The organism is Desulfovibrio sp. (assembly GCF_047607245.1).
Taxonomy (GTDB): Bacteria; Desulfobacterota; Desulfovibrionia; order Desulfovibrionales; family Desulfovibrionaceae; genus Desulfovibrio.
Genome location: NZ_JASGDK010000124.1, coordinates 1 through 14,034 on the forward strand (window position 1 = coordinate 1; position 14,034 = coordinate 14,034).

The window sequence follows — 14,034 nt, forward strand, 5'->3', positions numbered from 1 at the left end:
AAAAAGGGCTTACGGAGTGCGTAAGCCCTTTAATTTTATGGAGCCGCCTATCAGATTTGAACTGATGATCTACTGATTACGAATCAGTCGCTCTACCAACTGAGCCAAGGCGGCAATGGAAATTTACTTTGGTCGTTGACCGTAAGGTTGAATTGTCATCAAAAGATGTTCATGACAACCGTTACGTCCCTCAAGCCTCACAGATCAGAATTTGCAACGCGCATTTTATGGCGCATCAGCGAATCGACCCATTTCGTGAAGCAGATGACCGGGTTCTATTGCCAAAAAAATATCTGCTTGTCAAGGCAACCTGCTCAGTGGTGCTAGGCCTTTTCAATAATCAGGGGAATGGCGTGCAACTCGCGGTTCACTTCTTCTGTGTGTCCCAGCTTCCAGTTAACGCCTTCAGCAGACCAGCCCAGTTGTTGCGCCACATTACGCGCCACCCCCGCCACATTAAGGATGGGATGGCGCTGAAAAACCTGCGGCAGACCATACGTCAGGTTGCAGACAAGGCATTTGCCGGGGCGCTGGCGCAATTCAAAGGCCAGATGCGCCGTTTCAGGCGTTACCTGTCGGCATACAAGGCCAATATCGTAGGCACCTTCTTCCGCGCCGCCAAAAAGGGCATCAAAAAAATCATCCGCACGAGTGGCAGGAAAAATTTCGTCCAGAAAAGTTTGATCCAGATTTTGCGAAGTCATGCACTCCCCCATCAGGCTATGAGATACGCTGTCATTAAATACTACTACGGGTTGCGTTGGGATTTGCTTGCCCATCATGGGCTTGTTTTTGTTTGCTGCGATAAAACTTGTGCAGCTTCATTGCAGCAGTTCGCGTAAGTGGCTGTTTTCTACGCGCACATCCTGCCGGGGCAGGCGGCTCCAGGCAAAGGCTGGTAGAAGTTCACTAGGGCTGATGGCCCGTGCCGATACATCCAGGCCAGCCAGCATGCCAAGCAATCCCACAATGCTATGCGGGTTAACCCCCTGTTCCCGCAAATACCGCAGGGACAGGCTGTTGTGGCGCTTGGCCAGGCGCTCTCCTTCTTCATCGAGAAGCAGGGGCACATGTGCGTAGGAAGGCGCACCATAGCCCAAGAGTTGGAGAAGCGCAATCTGGCGAGGCGTAGAAGGCAGGATGTCGCGCCCGCGCACAACCTGATTGATTCCCATAAGGGCGTCGTCAACGGCAACCGCAAGCTGGTAGGCCACAACGCCGTCTGAGCGGCACAGGGCGAAGTCGCCGCCGCAGTCAGAAAGGGAAAATGTTTGCGGGCCAAGCAGAATATCATCAAACGATATAGGGGCTCGTGGGCAACGCAGGCGAATACTGGCACGTCGCCCGCCCCGGAGCATAGCCTCAATTTGTTCGTCATTCAGGTTGCGGCAGGTGCCCGGGTAGGGCGCGCCCGTGTCATCAATGTGCGGGGCAGCAGCGAGCTGGCGTAATTCTTTGCGGGTACAGAAACAGGGGTAGGTCAATCCTGCTTCTTCCAGTTGCTTTAGTGCGCTGGCGTAAAATTTTCCGCGATCGCTCTGGGTGTAGGGACCAGCAGGGCCACCTATATCCGGGCCGTAGTCCCAATCCAGACCAAGCCAGTGCAGATCTTCAAGAAGGTGCGCCGCGTACTCTGGCCGGGATCGTTGTGGATCTATATCTTCAAGGCGCATGACAATCTGGCCGCCTTGCGAGCGCGCTGCCAGCCAGGCGAGCAGAAAAGCCCAGGCATTACCCAGATGGATATGGCCGGTCGGGCTTGGAGCAAGCCTGCCGCATGGGCGTAATGATTGACGCATGATTATTGGGGGTGACTTGGCTGGCAGCAAGAAAGCCCTTGCCAGTAACGATGGAGTGGTAGGATATGCTGCCTGCAGGCACCTTTGTATTGAAGTAGCAGCAGGCTGAAATATGGGGCAATAATGGCTGCGTGTTGCATATCCGGCGGTACAGCCTTGGCAGTTTCAGCCTTGGCGCAATGAGGCGGGGTACGCATACCCCGCCTGCAATTTGTATTCTTTACGAGTTGCCGCCCTTGCCCTTGGGCTGATCCTTTTTACCCTTGGGTTCGGCCTTGGTCGCTACCTTGTCCGGGGCTGACTTTTTTGTGTCGCTTTTTTTGCTTTCAGCCTTCTGGCTGGAAGGCTTGGAAGACTTGGATGCCTTGTCTTTATCTGCCGAACCCTTGCTCGAACTGGCCTGAGCAGAAGATTTGCCTGAACCAGACTGGGCCGATGATTTGCTAGAGCCAGACTGAGCCGACGATTTGTTTGAACTGGATTGAGCAGAAGTTTTGCTGGATTTTGCAGAAGCGGAAGATTGCTGCCGATTCACAGAACTGCTTTTTTTATCGTTGCTGGCAACCTGCACGACTTTGTCTTTTTTCTTGTCGCGGCTGTCGTCACGGCTGTCATCGCGTTTGCTGCCGCGCGCGGCAGACTTGCCAGCTTTTTTCTTGTCGCGGGAGAGCTCACGCACCACCCTTTCTTCTGTAAAGTCGTTGAGGCGGCTTTCTGCCTGGGCGACCATAGTTTCGCTGCCATCAACCTTTACGCGGCGTGCGCCAAGAAAAGTATTTTTGAAGTAGGGGTCGTCAAGCGAGTTGATGCGTACGCTTGTCCGCTTGCGGGGGCTGTGGATGAACTTGCCGTCGCCCACATAGATGCCCGTATGATAGCCACGGCGGGGATGGCGAAAAGCCACGATATCTCCCGCGCGCATGTCTTCAACGTTAGTGATGCGCTGACCTATGACGGACTGTTCACGGGCGGTGCGGGGAAGCTGCACGCCAACGCTTTTATACGTCCAGCATACAAAACCCGAACAGTCAAAACCGTCCGGGGAAGTTCCACCACGCACATAGGGGGTGCCGATGGCTGATCTGGCCTTGCGTAGCAGCTGCTGGCCGGATTCTTGCTGATTGGAGTCAAAAGCAGCTTCATATGAGCGGCGAAACCGTTCGGCGTGAATGCTGTTGATGCTGTCTTCTCGCGGGCTATTTTTTGCGGCGCAACCGAAGGCCAGTATGCAGCCCATCATCAACGCGCACAGTTTAAGACATTTTCCCATCAGCGCTCCACAAATGTTGTGCCTGCCGCAGGTGCGGCGGCTGGTCGGTCAGAATGCGGGCATGCCCGGCGTAATCTGTAGGGTTGTAACCCTTTCCTATGTCTGGCCCGATCCCGCGAGACCGGAGCATTTGCGCGTATGGCCCTCAGGCCTTGATATCCAGCAGGGTGCCGAGCATGTCGTCGCCGGTGCGAACAACCGCTGCATTGGCTTTGTACGCGTGCTGGTTTGTAATCATAGATACCATTTCACGGCTCAGGTCAGTGCCACTGGGGTTCGTGGCCTCAAGCGGCAGACCCGACGTAACGTCGTAGACCGCTTGAGCGGCACTGAAAGAAGTGCCACCCGCATTGGGCGCTCCATTGCCCTGAAGCACTGCGTCAAGGTGCACACCCTGACCCGCAGGACCTGTGGCATAGACCGCACGCTGAGGCTCAAAGCCAGCGGTGCTGACATTGGCCACATTATGAGCGGTCACAGCCATACCCCACGAATGGGTGTTCATGGCCGACGCGCCCAATTGCATGCTGCTGCTGATACTGCTCATCACTTGTACCTTACGGCAGAATTAGCACAACCATCAGATGATTGCAAAAAACTTTTTTGCCGTGCAGCGCCAGGGATCAGTCAGTTTTTTTGTCGCTGATCTGACGCTCTATCCGTGCGAATGCATTATGATTATGGATAGATTCCATGCTCTCAACCTCAACACTGAACCATTCGACCTGGCCATGTTCTGAAAGACGCTGCGCCACATTGCGCACTACGTCCTCCACAAATGTGGGATGGGCAAACGCGTATTCCGTGACGTATTTTTCATCTTCACGCTTGAGCAGAGTATACACTGCCGACGAACCCGAGGCTTCAGCTATATCAATGAAGTCTTCAAGCCAGGAAAAAACTTTCATGCGCAGGCTCATGCGTACCATTGCCCGCTGGCTGTGCGCGCCCTCGTCACTGATGGCCTTGGAGCAAGGGCAGACGGTCATGACCGGCACATCAACCTCAAGGCAAAAGTGCTGGCCGTCATCGTCCAGTTCGCCAGTAAGGCGGCACTGGTAACTCACCAGGGCCGGGCTGCCTGACGCAGGGGCGTTTTTTTTGATAAAATAGGGAAAACAAAACCGCGCGTAAGCCCGTCTGGCTTCAAGGCGCTGTTTGATATTCAGCAACAGGCGGCGTACCGACTGGTAGCTTATTTCGTCATTCCACTGTTCCAGGGCCTCAACAAAACGGCTCATGTGAGTGCCCTTGAACTCAGAGGGCAGGTCCACGCCAAGGTCAACACTGGCCACAGTCTGCTGTGTGCCCTGGGTGCGGTCGCGCACCAGCAGGGGCAGTTTCAGTTCGCGCACGCCAACGCGGTCGATGTTCAGGGCCACCTGCGGGGCATGGCTTTGCACGTCTTCCATTATGCCAGGTCCTCTCCTGTGGTAGTGCCAGTGAAGGTGCCATGCTTGACGCCGCGGCAGGCGATAAGCTTGTCGGCCAAAGCGCGCATACGGGTGGGCTCTCCTTTGAGCACCAGCACCTCAAGGCAATTGTAGTGGTCAAGATGCACATGCAGGGTGGTGACTATGAGGTCGTGATCATCATGCTGAATTTGCATAAGGCGGCGGGAAAGATCGTTTTTGTGATGATCGTAAACCAGCGTGAGCGTGCCCGCGCCATAGGCATCGCTATTCCATTTTTCTTCCACCAGAGCCTTGCGGATGAGATCTCGTATGGCCTCGGAGCGGTTGGGGTAACTTTTGCGCCGGCAGAGTTCGTCAAAAGGTTCCAGAAGGTCTTCGTCCAGTGAAACCCCAAAGCGTGCCAGATTTCCCATAGCAGTATCCTGCAACGCCTCCTTACAGGAAGCGGGTACGTGGTTTATGTTGTTGCCGCGTCAGGCGCGGCGAATTTCCCACACCTGAACAGTAACTGGCACAGGCTGGGCGTAAATAGCTTCCACTTTTTGGCTATACACTCGTCTGCCTTGCCAGCCGCCACTTTGCAAGGCGTGCAGAAATGTTTCGTATACTGAACGTCCCGGTTCGGCTACCCAGGCCGCGCCGTCAGAAGACAGCGCGTGGTTTAAAAAGCGCAGCACCGGGGCCACAAAGCGTTTTTCATACATAATGTCGCCGCCCCATACGCGGTGCATGCTGCCAGCCCGCAGGGCAGGATTGCGCCAGTCCATAACAGCCCACAGGGGTTGAGGGACATCATTGATGTCGGCATTGCGGGCGGCAAAACGAACGGCCTCTTCTTCGTAGTCCATAGCCGTTACGTGCGCGCCAAGCCACTGGCCGACCATAGCGGTGAGGCCCAGGCCGCATCCAATATCAAGGCAGGATTGTCCGGCGATTTCTTCTTTGCGCTCATGCAGCCATGAGGCCAAAGCCACGCTTGAGGGCCAAAGCTCTGTCCAGTAGGGCAGGCGTTCGTCCTCAAAATCGCGGGAATCTGCCGTCATGGCCTCCCATAGCTGTTCAAGATCGGCAGCGCGGCTGAGTTGCCACAGCCGTTCGGCGGCTCTTACGGTAATATGCGGCTGGTAGGCCTGCAAACCCTTGTCTTCATTTTGCGGATATTCTGATGACATATGTTTCTCTTGTGAATACTAGCCTAATGGGCCTGGAGTGTACAGAGCGATTGGCGGGAGGAGATGGACTGTTGCTGCATTGCCGATTGACGCCACAAAATGCTTTAGCATGTTGTGCGGTCTGAAAAGCGTGCGCAGCCATCGGTATGTATCACTAAATACTGTCGCAGTGAGGGTGTTTAATTGCGAAATCTGATCGTGAGGACATCGTACAAGGTGTTTTTATCCAACATGCTGAAATTTTACTATAAAATTACTATAGTTGTTTGCTACAACGGGCCGTGGGGTTAGCCGAAAACAGCGTTTCGGCTAAATGCACGCTTTGAAATCTACTACAATTTTAAAGCGAATCTGCTCCAGATAAGGGGCTTGAGGTGTAGCGGCGGCGGGTATATAGGAAATGTGGCGGATGAAACATGCCCTTCCCGTACGGCTGCATGACGGCCGTATCATTTTTTGTTGTCGCAAGGATAGATCATGCACAAGCACAGCGAGTACCTGAACCGCATACTGTTGAGCCGCGTTTATGACGTGGCGGTGGAGACTCCTCTTGAAGAAGCCAAGACCCTTTCACGGCGTCTCGGCAACCGAATTTTTCTCAAGCGCGAAGATTTTCAGCCTGTTTTCTCCTTCAAGCTGCGCGGCGCGTACAACAAGATGGCCCGTCTTTCGCCTGAAGACCTGCGTCGTGGCGTTATTGCGGCTTCAGCCGGAAACCATGCCCAGGGTGTGGCTTTGGCCGCGCGCAAGCTTGGTTGCGAGGCCACCATTGTCATGCCCGTAACCACGCCTGCCATCAAGGTGGACGCGGTGCGTCGTCTGGGTGGCCAGGTCGTTCTTTCGGGTGAGTCGTTCAGTGATGCCTGGCAACATACGCTTGATCTCATCAAGGAAAGTGGCTGCATTTATGTTCCGCCATTTGATGACCCTGATGTTATTGCTGGTCAGGGCACCATCGGTATGGAAATTCTTCGCCAGCATCCCGGCGATATCCACGCAGTTTTTGTTCCCATCGGCGGCGGTGGCATTGCGTCTGGCGTTGCGGCTTACATCAAGAACCTGCGTCCTGAAATCCGCGTTATTGGCGTGGAACCCGTGGATTCAGACGCCATGCGCCGTTCTGTCATGGCCGGGCATAGAGTGGAGCTGCACGATGTGGGTCTGTTTGCCGACGGCGTGGCTGTGAAGCTTGTGGGCGAACATACCTTTGCCCTGTGCCGTGACCTGCTGGACGATATTATCGTTGTGGACACTGATGCCATTTGCGGCGCTATAAAGGATATTTTTGAAGATACGCGTTTGGTGGCCGAACCGGCTGGTGCTCTGGCCCTGGCTGGTCTGCGGGCCTATGCGGCTGAAAGTGGTTTGCGCGACGCTACTCTGGTGGCCATCGTCAGCGGCGCAAATATGAATTTTGACCGCCTGAGTCACGTAGTAGACCGTTCAGAAATCGGCGCACACCGTGAAGCTCTTCTGGCTGTGACCATTCCCGAAGCTGTGGGCAGTTTTCGTGCCTTGTGCGCTTCCTTTGGTAGCCGCAACATTACCGAATTGTGCACGCGTTTTTCCGACCCGGAAAAGGCGCGGGTGCTGGTGGGCATCAAAATTAGCGGACGCGACGATGTGGCCGAGGTGCTTACAGAGCTGCGCGGTAAGGGCTTTGAGGCCATTGATCTGACGGATAACGAGCTCGTCAAGATGCATCTGCGCCACCTTGTTGGCGGCAATGCGCCTCAGATTTTGCACGAGCGGCTGTTGCGGTTTACCTTCCCTGAACGACCCGGCGCTTTGTTGGACTTTATGGACGCCATGCGCGTGGATTTCAGCATAACGCTGTTCCAGTATCGGTATCACGGTGCGGACTTTGGCCGTGTGCTGGTGGGTTTTGAGGCTCCTGAAGAAAAGCGCGAAGCCTTTGAAGATTTTTTGCACCGGGTTGAACGTATGGGCTACCCCCATGTGGAAGAGACGGAAAATCCTGCATACAAAATGTTCCTGGGGTGGCATGAAAACTAGGGCCTGTTTCTAAGGGTTGCCTCTAACTATTTTTTTCAGCTGGTTGCGTCAAGCGGTTCTTCTCGTGGCGGTCGGGTACATAAGAGTACACGGCCGCCACGAGAAGAACCGCTTTTTGTTGCGGTCAGCTCCGCACGGGAAACAGCCCTTTTGAATTGCTTGTCACAGTACCGTGAAAATAATATTCGGCAGTTCTGAATATTACTGGCAGAAATGAACAAGGCCGCGCGTTTGTGACGCACGGCCTTTCAAATATTTTTTATGGAGTTATCACAGGCAAAGGGGCTTATAGCCTTGCCGGGAATTTTAATCCAAGCTTAATCTTCTGCTGAGGGGGATCGTTTGGGTTTGCTGCCGTCGTGCCATGCAAAAGGTGCAGGGAAATGTGGCTGAAAGCAGGCCTTACCGGGCTCCAAAGCCTGGCACGTGAAAACGGTTCTCAAGCCAGCGCAAAAAGAAGGTGGCCAATGTTACCATGCCCAGGTAATAGGCTCCAACTGTGACGAAAACTTCGGTAAAGCGAAAAGTGTCCGAGGCCACAACCTTGCCTTCGCCCATAAGTTCCATACAGGTGACCAGGTAGGCAAGAGAGCTGTACTTGATGAGGTAGATTATCTCATTGCCGCAACCAGGCAGGGCGCGGCGGGCGGCCTGAGGAACAACTATCCAGGCTACAGTCTGCCACGTGCTGAAGCCCAGAGCTTCAGCGGCGCGTATTTGCCCCTGACGGATAGAGAGCAGGGCTCCCCGCACATATTCACTCTGGTAGGCCGCTGTGCAGAGAGTAAAACTTGTGAGGGCGGCTCCATAAGGCGGAAAGTATATGCCAAGCTTGGGCAGTGCGTAGTAGATCATCATCAGTTGCACCACAAGGGGCACGCCGCGCACGACTGCTGTGAATCCGTCACCAAGGCGGCGCATCCAGCGCGGCCCGAAGGAACGCGCACAGCCAAGAAGCACACCGCCCACAAAGCCCAGACTTCCCGCAGGGATGATGAGAGCCAGTGAAACGAGCAAGCCTTTGTTGAGGGCGGGAAGAAGCTCATTGCTGAAAAAGGCCGTGTCCAGCACGCTAGCCCCCCATCTCCAACAGGCGTTGGCAGAAGTCACGTGTACGCGTGGTGGAGCCTTCAGCCAGAAGTACGTCGGGCGCTCCCTGCTCGATAAGCTTGCCCTGCTCCATAAATATGATTTCAGTGGCCAGGGCGCGGGCAAAGTCCATCTGGTGTGTGGCCATGATCATGGTCATGCCGCCGCCAGCAAGGTCGCGAATGACGGCCAGAACTTCGCCCACCAGTTCCGGGTCCAGAGCCGAGGTGGGTTCGTCCAGCAAAATGACCTTGGGGTCCATAGCAAGGGCGCGAGCCATAGCCACACGCTGCTTCTGGCCGCCGGAAAGTTGCGCCGGGTAGAGCAGGGCACGGCGGGCAAGCCCCACGCGGGCAAGCTCTTCCTGCGCCCGGGCTTTGGCGTCTTTGGGGTTCATGCCGCGCACCTTGCGCAGGGCAATGGCCACGTTTTCCTCAGCAGTGAGATGGTCAAAGAGGTTGAAATCCTGAAAAATCATGCCTACCTGAGCGCGAAAAGCGCACAAGGCGGGTTTGCTCGTGCGGTCAAGCCGCTGCCCTTCAAGGTATATGTCGCCCTTGTCAGGCGGAATGAGGCAGTTAATGCTCTGAAGCAGGGTGCTTTTACCAGCCCCAGATGGCCCTATGAGGACCTTGAGTTCACCACGTCGCACCGAGAGGCTGCAATTGTTCAGAATGGGCTTGCCGCCCAGCATCTTTGAAATGCCCTCAATGCGCAAAATCGCTTGTTCGTCCACATTCATGACTTATCCCACCCCCATGCCTTCCGAGCCCATTCCTGAGGAATAGCCCGGTACATGGACCTTTTCTTCCAGCCGGCGCAAAACTTTCAGCACCACCAGAGTCAGCAGAAAATAAATACAGCCCGCCGCCGCATACAGGGCCAGATGTTCGTGTGTACGCGCAGCCACAAAAGATGTTCTGGCCATGATATCCTGTGTGCCGAGAACGTAGCAGATGGCCGAATCCTTAAGCAGGATCGAAAATTCGTTAGCCCATCCCGGTATGGAGAGGCGCATGGCCTGAGGCAAGATAATAGTGCAAATACCGGTGGTTTCGCCCATGCCAAGAGCGCGAGCCGCGTTGAGTTGCCCTTGTGGCAGGCTTTCAATGGCTCCACGGAAAATTTGAGATTGGTAGGCTGTGCTGGTGCAGCCGAGCACAAGGCAGCATATCAGAAAAGGATCTGCCGGAAGGCCCAGACTGATAAAAAGTCCGTAACACAGGAAGAGCAGGACAAGAATGGGCACGCCGCGGAAAAACCATACATAGAGCGCAACCAGGCGGCGCAGCCAGGGGCCGCCATACACCTGGGCCACGGCCAGGGGAACGCCGAGCACAAGGCCCATCGCCAGGGAGATGGTCACATTGCCAACTGTGACCAGACTGCCAGACAGCATGGAAGGCAGAGCGTGGTAAACTACAAGAAGTGAATCCATATGTGGGAGTTGCCGTAGGTTGGGCAGAACAGCGCGGACCGCCGGAAAATCCAGCGATCCGCGCCAGCCAATCAGCGCTATTGCGTTGTTTACTTGTTCAGATACTTCTTCTGCAGCTCCTGCCAATAAGGATCGGCCATGAGCTTTTTGTAGCCATCATTGATGAGCTTTTGCAGGTCCTTGTCTTCCTTGCGCATGGCAACGCCGAACTTGTCGGGTTCGCCGTGGGTGCCAGCCTTTTTCACGCCACGTCCCTTGGAGATGGCGTCATCAGCAGGCAGCTCGTCCATAAGGGCCACTTCAATGCGGCCATTGAGCAGGTCTTCTACCGCAAGAGGCGCGGATTCATAGAAGCGCAGTTCAAAAGGATAACCCTTTTCCTGCTGTTCCTGCTTGATGGCGTTGGCTTCAGAGGTGCCGCGCTGCACGCCGAGCTTGACCTTCTTGGTCAGGACATCCTGCGGGGTCAGCGTAGAGTTGGCGGGAACAAGAAACACGCGCGAAACTGTCCAGTAAGGATCAGAAAATTCAACTACTTTGGCGCGTTCGGGCGTGATGCTCATGCCAGAATCAACCATGTCGATCTGTTTGGCTACAAGAGCAGGAATGATGCCGTCCCACGCCATGGGCTTGTGGGTAATTTCAAAGCCCATATTCTGGGCTATCCAGTTGAGGGAGTCTACGTCAAAGCCAGCGGGTTGACCCGTTTTTTCGTCTACGTAGGCAAAAGGCGGGTAATTGGGGTCAATGCCGTTCACATAGCTTTTTTTTGCAAAGGCGGGCACGGCAGCCATAACGGCGGCCAGCAGTGCGCAGACAAGAAGTTTTTTCATGCTCAGTTTCCCCCTCGGAATATGGCGGTGGCCGTTGGCGGATGCGCCACGCGGGTGCATGGCGGTAGCCGTCTAAGGATGGACATGCGTTACGGGAAAACCCGCATAAACGCACAGGCGCATATTGGCAGACACAAGGCTTGCCTCGGCGCGAACTACGGCAAAACAATGGTTTTATCTAACAGAAGCTTTGCCGTGACGCAAGGGCGGCATAGTGGACCGCTTTGTTATTTGCAGCATAAATGAATATGGTATATTTATGCGGCATTAGGCACCACATCTGGTAGAGTATGTAGAGATATTTTACCTGGATATATTTTAAATGCCGTACTGGCTCCAGCCAGGTTTTCAGCCTCCCGCAACGCTTTTTTGGGCATGATGACTATGACGAAGACCTCGTGTTGGGAACAGCTTTCCGCTCTGACCGGCATTTCAACGCAAAAGCTTCTGCTTTGCTTTTTTGACATGCTGGCTCTTCTGGGAACGGCCTTGCTTGTTTTTTTAGTGCGTGCCGCCTTTGGTGGTCTTGACCCTGTGTTATACCACTGGGTGGTGCCCATGCTTTTTTTGGGGCCGTTTTTCGGGGCCGGGCTGGGGCTTTACCAGACCATAAGCCCTGCGCCGCACCGTGAACTTAAATCTTTGTTTCAGCTCGTCAGCCTGTTGTATGCCATTATTCTGGCCGTTCTTTTTTTGTCCAAGATGGGAGATGCCTACTCACGCATTGTCATCATGGGCAGCTGGGCTGCAACGCTGTTCACCATGCCTTTGGCACGCTATCTGTGTCGGCGCCTTTACTCCCGCACGCGTTGGTGGGGAAAACCCCTTATTATCTTTGATCATTGCCGAGAAGGGCGTGAATTGTGGCGGTACCTCAAGCGGCACCCGGAAAGAGGGTTGAACCCCACCGCCATTTATGATCTGCCCAATACCCCTGACGACATGCGACGGCTGTTCAGCGCTGTCTCTGCCCGGTATCCCAAGGCAATGGCCCTGCTTCTGCAAAAAGTGGGGCAAGCCCAGGATACGGACGTTACTACCGAAGCTTGCCGCTACTTCAGCAATACCTTGGTAGTGCCTGCATTTGGTGGCGGGTTTCGGGTACACTGGCTGACGCCGCGTGACCTTGGCAGCGCTGTGGGCCTGCTGGTGCGCCAGAATTTACGTGATAAACGGCGGCTTTTCGTCAAACGCTGCCTTGATCTGTTTTTGTGTCTTATGGGGGCGGTCATTCTGCTGCCTCTCGGCGCAGCTCTGGCTCTCATCATAAAGGCAGACAGCCCCGGCCCGGTTTTTTATCGGCAGAAACGCATAGGCCAGAGTGGGAGAGAAATACGCATCTTCAAGTTTCGCACTATGGTGCAGAATGCGGACAGCGTTCTCAAAGAAGTGTTGGCTCACGACGCTTCTCTGCTTCAAGAATGGACATGCGACCGAAAGCTCAAGTGTGATCCCCGTATTACCCGTGTGGGACGTCTGCTGCGTAAACTCAGTCTTGATGAGCTGCCCCAGCTTATCAACGTTGTTATGGGTGACATGAGCCTTGTCGGGCCGCGCCCCATCGTGCATTCAGAAGTGAAAAAATACGGTGCTGTGTTTGAGGAATACTGCATGGTCAAGCCCGGCATCACCGGGTTATGGCAGGTCTCCGGGCGCAATAACACCACGTATCAGGAGAGAGTGAATTTTGACCAGTACTATATCAACAACTGGTCAGTGTGGATGGACTTGTGGATTCTGGGAAAGACAGTCCCCGTAGTTATTCTGGGATACGGAGCCTATTAAAGCCTTTTAATTTTGAAAAAGTTAAAAAGCTCTAACGTTGCGAGTGTGTAGTACGTCGTAACACTGTGCGGATTCTGCCAGAATTGTATTTTCCAGTAGGATGACAACTCTGAAACATGAAGGATTTCAGCGTTAATCTGTTCAGGTTCTCCGGTCATATTATTCGCTAACGTTTTTCTTGACTCATAGCACGGCAGGCTGTGTCGACCTCGCGGGCAAAGCGGGTTTGAAAGTGGTGCTCTGAAAAATTCTCTGCATGGCGGCGAATGAGGGCAGGGTCAAAGCCCATTTCACATTGCTCAAACTCACTAATGGCCGCTGCCAAGGCTTCTGGGGTCTGCTGATCGAAAAACAGCCCTGTTTCTTGATCCCGCACTGTTTCCAATGCGCCGCCCCGTCCGTAGGCCAGAACAGGCACACCGCTGGCCGCAGCTTCCAGCGGTACAATACCAAAATCTTCTTCTCCCGGAAAAAGCAAAGCCTTGCTGGTTGCCAGCACAGTTGCGGCTTGGCTGTCATCCACTCGTCCGAGAAAGCGTACTGTCGGTCCAGCCAGGGTTTTGAGTTTATCCATTTCTTCGCCCTCACCTATGACTACTAGGGGTTTCCCGAGCATGGTACAGGCCCTGACGGCCAAATCCACGCGCTTGTATGCGGTCAACCGTCCGAAGCAGAGGTAGTGCTCTCCACCGGAGTTGCTTTTTGCCGTGAAGGCGCTGGTGTTTACCGGAGGGGGCACGACGGCGGCCTCACGTCGCCAATGCTTGCGGATCCGGCGCGCCACATTGTGAGAATTGGCCACAAAGTGGTCCACTCTAAAAGAGCTGGCCAGATCCCATCGGCGAAGGGAAGGCAGGAACAGACGCATGCCGCAGCGCGTCAGGAAGCCAGCAGTGGAGAGATATTCGGCCCAGTTGTCCCACAGGTAGCGCATGGGTGTGTGGCAATAACAGATGTGCGGGGTGTCGGCTCTGGTGATCACGCCCTTGGCCGGGCCAGATTCGCTGGAGATCACCAGATCGTAATTCGTGAGGTCAAGCTGCTCAAGGGCCAGAGGCATAAGCGGCAGATAGCTCTGGTAGCGTTTTTTGCTGAAGGGCAGCTTATTGATGAACGTCGTGTGAATGGGGTGCTCGGCGATGACCGGGGAGAGCTTGTCCGGATCAAGAACGTGCGTATAGATATGGGCCTGGGGGTACAGGCGGCACAAAGACTCC

Annotated in this window: 14 protein-coding genes and 1 tRNA gene; 2 read left to right on the forward strand and 13 right to left on the reverse strand. The window is 54.7% G+C overall.

What is annotated here, in order from left to right; translation table 11 throughout:
* Positions 1-38: 38 nt before the first annotated feature.
* The 8 genes from QM579_RS10065 to QM579_RS10100 all read right to left on the reverse strand — a co-directional run bounded on the left by QM579_RS10065 (position 39) and on the right by QM579_RS10100 (position 5,656).
* Positions 39-114: transfer RNA gene (locus QM579_RS10065), tRNA-Thr, on the reverse strand.
* A gap of 209 nt (positions 115-323) precedes the next feature.
* The gene (locus QM579_RS10070) at positions 324-704 is read right to left on the reverse strand and encodes a hypothetical protein (protein ID WP_414999026.1); all 381 of its coding nucleotides are present in this window, start codon (positions 702-704) and stop codon (positions 324-326) included.
* A 117-nt stretch (positions 705-821) separates the two neighbouring features.
* Positions 822-1,799, reverse strand: coding sequence for a tRNA glutamyl-Q(34) synthetase GluQRS (gene gluQRS / locus QM579_RS10075; protein WP_414999027.1), 978 nt, complete (start codon positions 1,797-1,799; stop codon positions 822-824).
* A gap of 220 nt (positions 1,800-2,019) precedes the next feature.
* Complete coding sequence (locus QM579_RS10080; protein WP_414999028.1) at positions 2,020-3,069, reverse strand: C40 family peptidase; 1,050 nt, start codon at positions 3,067-3,069, stop codon at positions 2,020-2,022.
* A gap of 145 nt (positions 3,070-3,214) precedes the next feature.
* Positions 3,215-3,616 (reverse strand): flagellar basal body rod C-terminal domain-containing protein, encoded by a 402-nt coding sequence (locus QM579_RS10085; RefSeq protein WP_414999029.1) that lies wholly within the window; start codon positions 3,614-3,616, stop codon positions 3,215-3,217.
* Positions 3,617-3,692: 76 nt separating this feature from the next.
* On the reverse strand, positions 3,693-4,481 hold the full coding sequence (gene folE2, locus QM579_RS10090) for a GTP cyclohydrolase FolE2 (RefSeq protein WP_414999030.1): 789 nt from the start codon (positions 4,479-4,481) through the stop codon (positions 3,693-3,695).
* Complete coding sequence (gene nikR, locus QM579_RS10095) at positions 4,481-4,897, reverse strand: nickel-responsive transcriptional regulator NikR (protein ID WP_183717490.1); 417 nt, start codon at positions 4,895-4,897, stop codon at positions 4,481-4,483. The genes folE2 and nikR overlap by 1 nt, the downstream gene beginning before the upstream one ends.
* Positions 4,898-4,957: 60 nt before the next feature.
* Complete coding sequence (locus tag QM579_RS10100; protein WP_414999031.1) at positions 4,958-5,656, reverse strand: class I SAM-dependent methyltransferase; 699 nt, start codon at positions 5,654-5,656, stop codon at positions 4,958-4,960.
* 477 nt (positions 5,657-6,133) lie between these two features.
* Here QM579_RS10100 and ilvA point away from each other — a divergent pair, with 477 nt between their 5' ends.
* Complete coding sequence (ilvA, locus tag QM579_RS10105) at positions 6,134-7,672, forward strand: threonine ammonia-lyase, biosynthetic (RefSeq protein WP_414999032.1); 1,539 nt, start codon at positions 6,134-6,136, stop codon at positions 7,670-7,672.
* Between the two features lie 402 nt (positions 7,673-8,074).
* Here ilvA and QM579_RS10110 read toward each other — a convergent pair whose 3' ends face one another.
* From QM579_RS10110 to QM579_RS10125, 4 genes are all read right to left on the reverse strand, one after another.
* On the reverse strand, positions 8,075-8,743 hold the full coding sequence (locus QM579_RS10110; RefSeq protein WP_414999033.1) for an amino acid ABC transporter permease: 669 nt from the start codon (positions 8,741-8,743) through the stop codon (positions 8,075-8,077).
* A gap of 1 nt (position 8,744) precedes the next feature.
* A complete protein-coding gene (locus QM579_RS10115; protein WP_183717498.1) occupies positions 8,745-9,503 on the reverse strand; it encodes an amino acid ABC transporter ATP-binding protein in 759 nt (252 codons plus the stop codon).
* Positions 9,504-9,506: 3 nt separating this feature from the next.
* On the reverse strand, positions 9,507-10,199 hold the full coding sequence (locus tag QM579_RS10120; RefSeq protein WP_414999034.1) for an amino acid ABC transporter permease: 693 nt from the start codon (positions 10,197-10,199) through the stop codon (positions 9,507-9,509).
* A gap of 89 nt (positions 10,200-10,288) precedes the next feature.
* Positions 10,289-11,032: an ABC transporter substrate-binding protein gene (locus QM579_RS10125; RefSeq protein ID WP_414999035.1), complete on the reverse strand. Its 744-nt coding sequence runs from the start codon at positions 11,030-11,032 to the stop codon at positions 10,289-10,291.
* 384 nt (positions 11,033-11,416) lie between these two features.
* Here QM579_RS10125 and wbaP point away from each other — a divergent pair, with 384 nt between their 5' ends.
* Entirely contained in the window at positions 11,417-12,817 is a 1,401-nt protein-coding gene (gene wbaP / locus QM579_RS10130) for an undecaprenyl-phosphate galactose phosphotransferase WbaP (RefSeq protein WP_414999036.1), read from the forward strand.
* A gap of 166 nt (positions 12,818-12,983) precedes the next feature.
* Here wbaP and QM579_RS10135 read toward each other — a convergent pair.
* Positions 12,984-14,034: glycosyltransferase (locus QM579_RS10135; RefSeq protein WP_414999037.1), on the reverse strand; the 1,051-nt coding region annotated here is incomplete at its 5' end.

Excerpts from the sequence above, each read along its gene's own strand:
- QM579_RS10125 (WP_414999035.1), bottom strand. The coding sequence starts at position 11,032 with ATGAAAAAACTTCTTGTCTGCGCACTGCTGGCCGCCGTTATGGCTGCC.
- QM579_RS10120 (WP_414999034.1), bottom strand. The coding sequence starts at position 10,199 with ATGGATTCACTTCTTGTAGTTTACCACGCTCTGCCTTCCATGCTGTCT.
- folE2 (WP_414999030.1), bottom strand. The coding sequence starts at position 4,481 with ATGGAAGACGTGCAAAGCCATGCCCCGCAGGTGGCCCTGAACATCGAC.
- gluQRS (WP_414999027.1), bottom strand. The coding sequence starts at position 1,799 with ATGCGTCAATCATTACGCCCATGCGGCAGGCTTGCTCCAAGCCCGACC.
- QM579_RS10115 (WP_183717498.1), bottom strand. The coding sequence starts at position 9,503 with ATGAATGTGGACGAACAAGCGATTTTGCGCATTGAGGGCATTTCAAAG.
- nikR (WP_183717490.1), bottom strand. The coding sequence starts at position 4,897 with ATGGGAAATCTGGCACGCTTTGGGGTTTCACTGGACGAAGACCTTCTG.
- QM579_RS10100 (WP_414999031.1), bottom strand. The coding sequence starts at position 5,656 with ATGTCATCAGAATATCCGCAAAATGAAGACAAGGGTTTGCAGGCCTAC.
- QM579_RS10070 (WP_414999026.1), bottom strand. The coding sequence starts at position 704 with ATGACTTCGCAAAATCTGGATCAAACTTTTCTGGACGAAATTTTTCCT.
- wbaP (WP_414999036.1), top strand. The coding sequence starts at position 11,417 with ATGACGAAGACCTCGTGTTGGGAACAGCTTTCCGCTCTGACCGGCATT.
- QM579_RS10085 (WP_414999029.1), bottom strand. The coding sequence starts at position 3,616 with ATGAGCAGTATCAGCAGCAGCATGCAATTGGGCGCGTCGGCCATGAAC.
- QM579_RS10080 (WP_414999028.1), bottom strand. The coding sequence starts at position 3,069 with ATGGGAAAATGTCTTAAACTGTGCGCGTTGATGATGGGCTGCATACTG.
- ilvA (WP_414999032.1), top strand. The coding sequence starts at position 6,134 with ATGCACAAGCACAGCGAGTACCTGAACCGCATACTGTTGAGCCGCGTT.